General features: G+C 32.9%; 5 protein-coding genes. All 5 read left to right on the top strand.

Going from position 1 to position 7634, the window contains the following annotated elements; all coding sequences use genetic code 11:
• The first annotated feature begins 433 nt into the window (after positions 1 to 433).
• On the top strand, positions 434 to 700 hold the full coding sequence (locus tag ES044_RS17545; RefSeq protein WP_147187449.1) for a GDP-mannose 4,6-dehydratase: 267 nt from the start codon (positions 434 to 436) through the stop codon (positions 698 to 700).
• Positions 701 to 4344: 3644 nt separating this feature from the next.
• Positions 4345 to 4848: a UpxY family transcription antiterminator gene (locus ES044_RS17540; protein WP_189663349.1), complete on the top strand. Its 504-nt coding sequence runs from the start codon at positions 4345 to 4347 to the stop codon at positions 4846 to 4848.
• Between the two features lie 679 nt (positions 4849 to 5527).
• Positions 5528 to 5953: an adenylyltransferase/cytidyltransferase family protein gene (locus tag ES044_RS17535; protein ID WP_147120637.1), complete on the top strand. Its 426-nt coding sequence runs from the start codon at positions 5528 to 5530 to the stop codon at positions 5951 to 5953.
• Positions 5954 to 5957: 4 nt separating this feature from the next.
• Positions 5958 to 6386 (top strand): adenylyltransferase/cytidyltransferase family protein, encoded by a 429-nt coding sequence (locus ES044_RS17530; protein WP_147120636.1) that lies wholly within the window; start codon positions 5958 to 5960, stop codon positions 6384 to 6386.
• A 12-nt stretch (positions 6387 to 6398) separates the two neighbouring features.
• A complete protein-coding gene (locus ES044_RS17525) occupies positions 6399 to 7346 on the top strand; it encodes a GDP-L-fucose synthase family protein (protein WP_147120635.1) in 948 nt (315 codons plus the stop codon).
• Positions 7347 to 7634 lie beyond the last annotated feature (288 nt).

The raw sequence follows: 7634 nt of genomic DNA, 5'->3' as shown, positions 1-7634 counted from the left end.
TGGCTTTGAGCTAAAATCGAACATCGAACATCGAATAACGAACAACGTTCAGCGTCTATCGTTTACCGTTTTTCGAACATCGTTTTTTGATTATCATCTATGGTGAAACCAACCACCAACCACGAACAGCGAACAACGAACCACGAAAAACGAACAACGAATAACGAACCACGAACAACGACCATCGTCTTTCGTCCATCGTTTACCGTTTTGCGTTTACCGTTTTTCGAACATCGTGAGACGAACAAGTATTGGCTATGGGCCATAAGCTATTGGTTTTAAGCTAAAATCGAACAACGACCATCGTCTTTCGTCCATCGTTTACCGTTTTGCGTTTACCGTTTTTCGAACATCGTTTTTTGATTATCATCTATGGTGAAACCAACCACCAACCACGAACAGCGAACAACGAACCACGAAAAACGAACATCGAATAACGAACCACGAACAACGAACCACGAATATCGAACTCCCAGAAATAGGGAAAGAGGTTCTGGCAGTAGACCCAAAATATTTTAGACCAACAGAAGTAGATTTATTGATTGGTGATCCGACGAAAGCGAACACAAAGCTAGGTTGGCTTCCTGAACATGATTTGGCTTCATTGGTAAAAGATATGATGCAGAGTGATTTTATGCTTATGAAAAAAGATCAGTTTCTAAAAGACAACGGATTTATAACTTTAAATTATTTTGAATAGGAATTATTTCTAATTATTATTGTTTTTTAAAGGAGGCAAGAGGGTTGTATTATTCTTTTTTGTGGGATGGAACGCCAAAAAATAGAGGTTCTTTGTTAAATGCAGCGGGTACTCTAATTTGGAATAAAAATAGGATTGTGATAAGTTCCTGAATGTAGGTCGATGTTTTTTTAATGGTATAAAAGTAGTGTGAGACCTCAAAGGTCTTTAAGACCTTTGAGGTCTCATTATATCTGCTATTTAAAGTGATTTAAAAATTACAGTTTATAAAATCCGCTTTATCAAGAGAATGTTTTAGCTATTCAAAATACCATAGCGCCAAAATAGCCTTGTAAAAATTTAGGTATTGCATAAAAAAATGAGAATCAAGGCGGAAATCTAAAAAAAAAATTGGACTCAAAAACAATGTAATTCGGCAATCTTTCATTTGACTCTGTGCTATGCATAATACTCGAAAACTGCAATAAAACTTAAATGATATGTCAAGGTTTAGAGAACTGTGAGAGAAAATAAGCGTATTCTGATTGAGATTTACAAACATTGGTTTTTGAACCATCATTTTTAGATTCCTGTTTGCGGAGCAATGCTAGCTTTAAAAAGCGTAGTAATCAGAAAATAAGATTCTTCTATTGTTCATGCTGCTATTATATATAAATGACACTGGAAAATAGCAGTAAAATTCAAAATATTATTTCGACGTTTAGAGAAATCTAAAATCAAAACTTGCATTCTTATTGATGATTTTAAACCATTGCCGATTTTAGCAATGTTTTTAGGGTGCTGTCTGCGTAATAATAATATCAATTTAATTTTACAAGGTCGTTCAAATATCACTGACCTATAAAAGAGGCAAGAATACTTTGATTTTAGAATCAAGAACCAAGAACAAGAACCAAGAACAAGAACCAAGATGATTTTAATTGTCTGATAAATAGATATAATTAACACAAAACTAGCTCCTTTATCTTGATAAAATTATATTTAAAAAGACAGGGTGTCCTTTAAAAAATTCGTAGAATCCCAAGTTTTATCAAGGTGTATCAAACTAAAAATATTTGAAATCGGTCACTAGTAAAAAACACATTTCATAAATTCTTAAAAAGTAGGAGATGCATAGAAAACAGCATTTCTCATGTCTTACTTTCTAAAAGTATTCATTTTAAGTTTGTAAAAGCAATGAATATCGAGAGAGCGCCATATTAAACTCGTATCAATAGAAGTTTACTTTTTAAAGAACCTATTTTGTTAAAGGACATCATTTGTTCCGTGCGTTAGATGACAGATTTCTACTTCCGAAGTTACGGAATATAGCATTCACAATCTAAACCCGACATACGATAATTTTAGTAGGAATTCAAAAGATATGAAGCGGTTACCTGTCCAAAGGGTTTTTACGGTCTGGACACGATAGCGAAATATCTTGTAGAATTCAATAAAATTATCAGAAGTCTAGATTTTTGTTTCTTGGAATTTATCTTGAGCGAAGTCGAAAGGTCAATGGAAAAGAAAAAAGAAAAAGAAAAGAGCAAGTACCTTATTTAAGTGAACACTCTTCCATATCATCGTTCATTATTTATTGGGATCAAGAGGGTTAATTTTAGAAATGCTTTTTTATTTAGAATTCTATTCGTGTTTCGATGTTCGTGTTTCGATGTTCGTGGTTGGTGGTTGGTGGTTGGTGGTTGGTTGTTGGTTTCGAGATAGTTAGTCGATGGTCGAAAAACCGTAAACGATGGACGAAGGACGTTGTTCGTGGTTCGTGGTTCGTGGTTCGTTGGTCGATATTCGATGTTCGTTGTTTTATTTTAGCTCAAAGCCTATAGCTTATAGCTTACTGCGTAGAGCCAATATTTGTTCGTTTCGCGATAGTCGAAAAACGGTAAACGGTAAACGAAAAACGATAGTCGAAAAACGATTAACGATTTATAAAATCAGCATCTAAACCCGACATACGATAATTTTAGTAAGAATTCAAAAGATAGGAAGCAATTACCTGTCCAAAGGGTTTTTACGGTCTGGACACGATAGCGAAATATCTTGTAGAATTCAATAAAATTATCAGAAGTCTAGATTTTTGTTTCTTGGAATTTATCTTGAGCGAAGTCGAAAGGTCAATGGAAAAGAAAAAAGAATAAAATTGTAAGGTAAGTAGTAAGCAGTTTTGCCCCTACTAAATATAACAGAAACCTACATAGCAGAGACCAATTACACCGCATTCAGACCTGTCGGCATTTTAAAAAATTTACGCAGAATATTCTGTTATGTCCAGGGAAACAGATAAGACGAAAAACATATCATGCTTTCTATTAAAACTTAAGGAACTTTGCACAATTAGTATGGATACTTTTAGGTAAAGGTTAAGAAACTTTTTAAAAAAGTATTGTTGTATTTGTGAAGCTCAATTTTAAAAATAACGAAGCACTCACTTTAAAATTGTGAGTTGAACCTACCTTTTCGGCAGGCAAGCCTGCTTGTCCGGTAGGCAAGATTGCTTGAATATGTAGTTGAGCTAGTTTCAGTATTTGGCGAGTTCTCGTATTTCAGACTCCTACGCTTTTGGTTGAAATATTAAAAATTGTCTTCTTTTTCCAGATTTTCTTGGCTTGTTCTCTAGCGTGCCCTTTTTTCAATAATTATTTTTTGACTCTTGTCTGCGCATTAATGGAAAGGTCTATAAAGTGTTGTTATAAAAAACAAGATGCGGCATTTGTTTCTAATTTCACTTATTTTACTATGACATTTGAAAGTAGCAGTAAAATATAAAATGCTCGTTGGAGGTTCGGAGAGATCTAAAAACAGCAACTTTGTTATTATTAAGAGATCTCAATTATTCATTTTTATTTCTAAAAAGGTGTTCGTTATTGCTTGTTCATGAAAGTTTATTTTCAAAATAAATTAAAGAAATAAGGATAAGAAGATATCGCTTCATAATAATTAGTTAAATACTTCGATGTGACTTGGTTTTAACTGTTAAAATACTGCGACATCTTTAAAAAAGTATTCTTTGTAATAAGAATCTCGTAAAAGCACTTAAAGGGGGAAAACATCCTTTTATAAGCTGAAAATTAAATTTACATTTAACGATTAGAAATAGAAAAAAAGGTGCTTAATATCAGCGGTTGTAAATGCTAAAGTTGTTTGTTATTTCAGTTATTTTTTAAAAATAATTGACAGCATTTTAGGTTGGGGATACTCATCGTATAATTGATGGTAGTACACGTAATATTATCAGTATAGCTTTAGAAAGAACGCTATATAAAAGAATTTAAAAAGGGTAGTTTTAACTCCTATAAAAGAGGTAGTATTAAAGCTTTAATGTTTGTTAGGGTGGTAAATTTAAAATACATCTAAATTAATTCGTGCTTAAAAGATGAAAAAAAAGTTACACACATAGTATAATAGTAAGAAATTATTAACTTTTGAAAAATAGAAGCGTTACTCCTTTTTTAGTTTAGAATAAATTCTATATTTGTTGTGGAAATTAAGGTTTAAAAAGCTCTAATTTAAATGCTTTTACAGGTATATTTTTGTAATACCTATTTTGTTAATCAAATACTAGACGCTCCTTAAAATGGGACTCAAGAGGGCGAAGCCGTAGAATACGTCATTAGCTTTTTAGATACTATGTTAAAAATATAATTAAATTGAAGTTAAATTGGTACGCTTTACATACAAGCTCTAGAGCCGAAAAACAAGTGCATAAAAGGTTGCAGAAGCAAGGCTACGAAAGCTTTTTACCGCTGATAACCACAGTAAAGCAATGGAGCGATCGAAAAAAGAAAGTTGTAGTCCCACTAATCTCATCCTACGTTTTTATGCAAGGAACAGCAAAAGATTTATTGGCTGTTGTTAAAGTTCAAGGAGTCGTAGCAGTTTTAAAGCATTTAGGCAAGCCAGCTACTGTTCAAGAAGTTGAAATAAATAATTTAAAAATTTTAACAAAAAATAGCGAGGGCACTAAAAAAGTAGATGCGTTTAAGCTCGCTAATTTGACAAATGTAGAGGTTATTGCAGGTCCGTTTATCGGTTTAAAAGGTTCTTATATAGAAACAAGCGGAACGCATAAGGTGGTTGTTCAGGTAGATGTTTTAAATAGTTTTACAGAAGTGACGCTTCCTTTTGAGCATATTAAAGAGATAGGCAAGTAAAGCTAACTAGGTTTCTTGGAAATATGTTTAGGGGCAAAATAATACGGTCAGTTACTGCTTCATCAAAGATTTTTCTCCCTAATATAATATAGGTAAAATAAAAGAATCATTAAGGAGTAGGCTATAAATTAAATCCATTATAAAATACTGAAAAGCGTAAGTGTTTAAAGTTTATAGATGGACGTAAATCATATGAATTTCAAGTTTTACAGAATTAAAAATTTCAATAATTTGTGATGAATTCAATGAATTTATTGGGCTTAGTCTAGAACACAAAGGTTTTAAGTAATCTAACACTGCAAAATAATTTATCAAAAGAAATTTGATTATTTTAGGTACAAGATCAGAAACTATTAAAAGATCACCTTTAGTGAACTAATTTCTAGCTAATCATAGATTCGAAACTAAAGTGTGCCTAACCGCGCAGCATAGAGAGATGTTAGATTAAGTGTTAAGTTTTTTTAAGAGCACGCTATAGTATGAGGTAAGGCTACTAAAGTCAAATCGAAATTTGTAGGATTTAACAGGAGAGGTGATTGAATTGTACACCGCAATGGAATCCCTAAAAATAGGGCAAAAAAATACAAATAACACAATAATAACATTAGAGGAAAAACATCCTTTTTGTAATTAAAAAATAAATATATATTTGCATTCGATCAGATCACTTGAAAAATACATGAAAAAGAAAGCTATAATTGTATCTGGTTACTTCAATCCAATTCACAAAGGGCATTTAGAATACTTTAACAATGCCAAAGCTTTAGCAGATGAACTTTTTGTTATTGTGAATAGCGATTTACAAAGAGATCTTAAGGGCGCTAAAGAGTTTCAAAAAGAAGAGGAACGTTTGTTTATTGTTCAGAATATTAAGGCGGTAGACAAAGCCATAATTTCTGTAGATAAAGATCGAACAGTGCGCGATTCTATTCGCAGTATTTTCGATACCTTCGGAGAAGATTATGATTTGGGTTTTGCGAATGGAGGAGATCAAGACAATAATTCAATACCTGAAGCAGCAATTTGCAAAGAATTAAACATTCAATTAATTGATGGCCTTGGAGATAAAATACAATCTTCTTCTTGGTTATTAAATAAAAAATAAATTCATGAAAGTAGGGATCACCTTTAGTGCATTTGATTTGTTTCATGCAGGACCTATAAAAATGTTAGAAGATGCAAAACAAGAATGTGATTACTTAATTTGTGGTCTACAAACAGATTCAACTTTAGATCGGCCAGAGAAAAATAGACCGATTCAATCTGTTGTCGAAAGATACATCCAGTTAAAAGGGTGTACATATGTAGATGAAATAGTGCCGTATGCAACAGAACAAGATTTAGAAGATGTTTTACGTTCTTTTAAAATTGATTTGCGCATTGTAGGCGATGAATATACTAAAAAACAATTTACAGGCCGTGAATATTGCGAGAAAGCGGGTATAGCGCTTTTTTATAATAAAAGAGAGCATCGTTTTTCGAGCAGTTTCTTGCGCAAAGAAGTTCAGGAGAAAGAAAATTTAAAGAATAAAAAGTAAGTAGCGTTTTTTATGGATAAGAATACCAAAATTTATATTGCAGGTCATAACGGTATGGTGGGCTCTGCTGTTTGGAGAGCTTTAGAAAAAAAAGGATATACAAATTTGTTAGGCAAAGCTAGCAAAGAGCTTGACTTAAAAGATCAAAAAGAGGTCTTAAACTTTCTTCAAAAAGAAAAACCTGAAGCGATTATCGATGCTGCCGCAAGAGTTGGTGGTATTTTAGCGAATAACGATTTTCCATATCAATTTTTGATGGAGAATATGCAAATCCAAAATAGTTTAATTGATAGCGCCTTAAAATCGGGCATTGATAAATTTATATTTTTAGGAAGCTCTTGTATTTATCCAAAATTTGCTCCACAACCTTTAAAAGAAGAATACTTACTTACAGACTCTTTAGAGCCAACAAATGAGTGGTATGCCATAGCCAAAATAACGGGTGTAAAAGTTTGTCAAGCTATTAGGAATCAGTTTCAAAAAGATTATGTGAGTTTAATGCCTACTAATTTGTATGGTTATTTCGATAATTTCGATTTACAAACCTCTCATGTACTGCCTGCAATGATTCGTAAGTTTCATGAAGCAAAATTGAATAATACGTCTGTTACCTTATGGGGAAGCGGAACTCCGATGCGTGAGTTTTTATTTGTAGACGACATGGCACAAGCCGTTGTCTATGCTTTAGAGAATGAATTGCCAGAATATTTATATAATGTAGGTTCGGGTAAAGATATTACCATTAAAGAATTGGCAGAAACGATTCAAAAAGTAACTGGGCATCAAGGTCAGATTATATGGGATGCTGAAAAGCCAGATGGAACACCAAGAAAACTATTGGATGTTTCTAAAATGAAAGCTATTGGTTGGCAGTATTCCACAGATTTAGAGGAGGGTATTGAAAAAACGTATGCTTGGTTTTTAGAGAATATAGAAAATATAAAGGAAGTTAAAATGTAGGATCGATTACCGTTTTTCGTCCATCGTTCATCGACAGGCTGGAGAAAATCGATTATCGTTTTCCGAGATTCGAGAAAAGGGAATATAGCAAACATCGAAAGACGAATATCGAACAACGAAAATCGACTATCGTCCATCGATTGCCGTTTATCGTTTATCGACAGTTTCGGGTAAAAACGAATATCGCGAAACGTTTACCGTTTTTCGTCCATCGTTCATCGACAGGCTGGAGAAAATCGATTATCGTTTTCCGAGATTCGAGAAAAGGGAATATAGCAAACATCGAAA

It is taken from the genome of Polaribacter sp. IC066, from assembly GCF_007997085.1.
GTDB lineage: Bacteria > Bacteroidota > Bacteroidia > Flavobacteriales > Flavobacteriaceae > Polaribacter.
Note: the sequence above shows the minus strand (reverse complement) of the source record. Positions and strands in the feature narration are given on the sequence as shown.

Coding starts and splice junctions, on each gene's coding strand:
- ES044_RS17535 (WP_147120637.1), top strand. CDS start 5,528: ATGAAAAAGAAAGCTATAATTGTATCTGGTTACTTCAATCCAATTCAC.
- ES044_RS17530 (WP_147120636.1), top strand. CDS start 5,958: ATGAAAGTAGGGATCACCTTTAGTGCATTTGATTTGTTTCATGCAGGA.
- ES044_RS17525 (WP_147120635.1), top strand. CDS start 6,399: ATGGATAAGAATACCAAAATTTATATTGCAGGTCATAACGGTATGGTG.